At 61.7% G+C, this 2,073-nt stretch carries 3 protein-coding genes; all 3 read left to right on the plus strand.

Annotation, left to right across the window (positions count from 1 at the left end; all coding sequences use genetic code 11):
- The first annotated feature begins 82 nt into the window (after positions 1 to 82).
- A complete protein-coding gene (locus WBB85_RS02980; RefSeq protein ID WP_432637135.1) occupies positions 83 to 658 on the plus strand; it encodes a hypothetical protein in 576 nt (191 codons plus the stop codon).
- Positions 659 to 721: 63 nt separating this feature from the next.
- Positions 722 to 1,474 (plus strand): ABC transporter ATP-binding protein, encoded by a 753-nt coding sequence (locus tag WBB85_RS02985; protein WP_432637136.1) that lies wholly within the window; start codon positions 722 to 724, stop codon positions 1,472 to 1,474.
- Positions 1,471 to 2,073 (plus strand): ATP-binding cassette domain-containing protein (locus WBB85_RS02990; RefSeq protein WP_432637137.1); only part of this gene is annotated, 603 nt, incomplete at its 3' end. The genes WBB85_RS02985 and WBB85_RS02990, both read left to right, overlap by 4 nt.

A 2,073-nucleotide genomic window follows, 5' to 3' on the forward strand; every position in this document is an offset into this window, starting at 1 on the left:
TCCGACATCAGGTCTCGTGCCAAGCTGGTCTCCATTGCAGATACCAGCTTGAATCACACGCAGCGCGCGATGTGAATCCCTTTTGTCAACACGGCCTAAGGTGCGCGAGGCGAACCCCGATCTGATCGTCAATGCCGACTATCTGCCCAGCAACTCGGCCCTGTTCCTCAACCAGTTTCTCGAGGCGCCTACGAACAGCCTCGTCTTCCTGCAGTATGCACCTTCAGTGCCAGAATTCGTGACCCTGACGGGCGAAAATTCCAACGGCGTGCTTTATGACCTGATCAACGCGCCCTTGGACAGCGAAGGCTGGCCGCGCGGACAGGAACTGATGCAGGCCTACCGCGACCGTTACGGGCTGGAATCGGGCGTCTACGGCGTTGGCCTGTATGAGATGGCCAACATGTATTTCGAGGCGCTGGAACAGGTCGGCGATCCGACCGATCACGAAGCGATCGGCAGGGCCATCGGCACCATTGAACGGCCGACCGTTGCCGGCAACCTCTCATTCGACCCGGAGACCCATGTGGCGGTGCAGAGCAACGATCACATCCCAGTATCGTTCTGGCAGTTGCAGGACGGTGGCAAGCGCATCCTGATCGAACCTGCCGCCTATGCCAACGGGTCGTTCGTCATGCCGCCCTGGATGTCCAAGTAACGCTCCCAGACTTGCCCGCCGGGTCTTCGCCCGGCGGGTCTTTCCCGAATTCCAGGGTATCCCATGCGCATTGACGCCATCGACGACGACGCCATCCTGACGGTGTCGAGCCTGACAAAATGTTTTGGCGCGCTGCGCGCGGTAGACGATGTTTCGTTCTTCCTCAAACCCGGAGAAATACTCGGCATCGCCGGTCCGAACGGCAGCGGCAAGAGCACACTGTTCAATGCGATCACCCGGATACCATTCGCGGCGACATCCGGCGTGGTGATCTTCGAGGGACACGAAGTTCAGGACCTGCCCGCGCACCGGATCGCGGCGCTGGGGCTCGCCCGCACCTTCCAGCGCGAAACCGTGTTTCCGTCCTTTTCCGCCATCGACAACGTGTTGCTGGCAATCGAGCAGACGCGGCGCGGCCGCAACCACGCCCGCGACGTCCATCTGGCCGAACAGGCGCTGAATGTGGTCGGTTTCCCTGCGACACTGCATAACTGGAAGGCCGCCGACCTGCCGGTTTTCCTGCGCAAACTGGTGATGATCGCGGGCGCCATGGCGCTTGATCCCAAGGTGATCCTGCTGGACGAACCCGCGTCGAGCCTGACGCCCGCCGAAATCGAACGGATGCGCGACGTGATCATTCACCTGCGCAACATGGGCACCGCGATCCTGCTGATCGAACATGTTCTGGAACTTCTGACCGGTGTCTCGGACCGTCTGATGGTGCTTGATCAGGGGCGCAAGATCGCCTCAGGCTTGCCCGAAGCGGTGGTGCGCGACCCGCTGGTCGTAGAGGCCTATCTGGGGGCTGCGGCATGACCGCCCCGCTTCTGGAAATCCGCGCCTTGTCGGGCGGTTATCAGCCGATCCAGATCTTTCAGAATGTCAGCTTCACCCTACACCACAGCGAGACACTGGGTTTTTTCGGGCCGAACGGTCACGGCAAGACGACGCTGATGAAAACCATGAGCGGAGTGCTGGAGCCCTGGACGGGCGATGTGATCATCGAGGGCAACCGGATAAACCGCGAAGCGGTCCGCGGCAGCCGACGCTGGCGTAACTTCAACTATGACGTTCTGACCCGCCGCCGCATGGACCCACGGGAAGTCGTGCAGGCCGGGCTGATCCACGTCGCCCAAGGCAATCTTCTGTTTCCGGAGATGACGGTGAACGAGGTGCTGTCCATTGCACCGATGGCCGCCGGAGCCCGCGCGAATATGCCCGGCGCCCCGACGTTGGCGCGGGTCTTCCAGCTCTTCCCGCGTCTGAACGAGCGGATCGGACACAAGATCCGCTTTCTGTCGGGTGGCGAACGGCAGATGGTCTCGTTGGCGGTGGGGCTGCTTGCCGCACCAAAGGTTCTTGTGCTGGACGAACCGACGCTGGGTCTGTCCCCGAAACTGCGCGCCGAACTGTGC

Source organism: Albidovulum sp., from assembly GCF_049646345.1.
Lineage (GTDB): Bacteria > Pseudomonadota > Alphaproteobacteria > Rhodobacterales > Rhodobacteraceae > Albidovulum.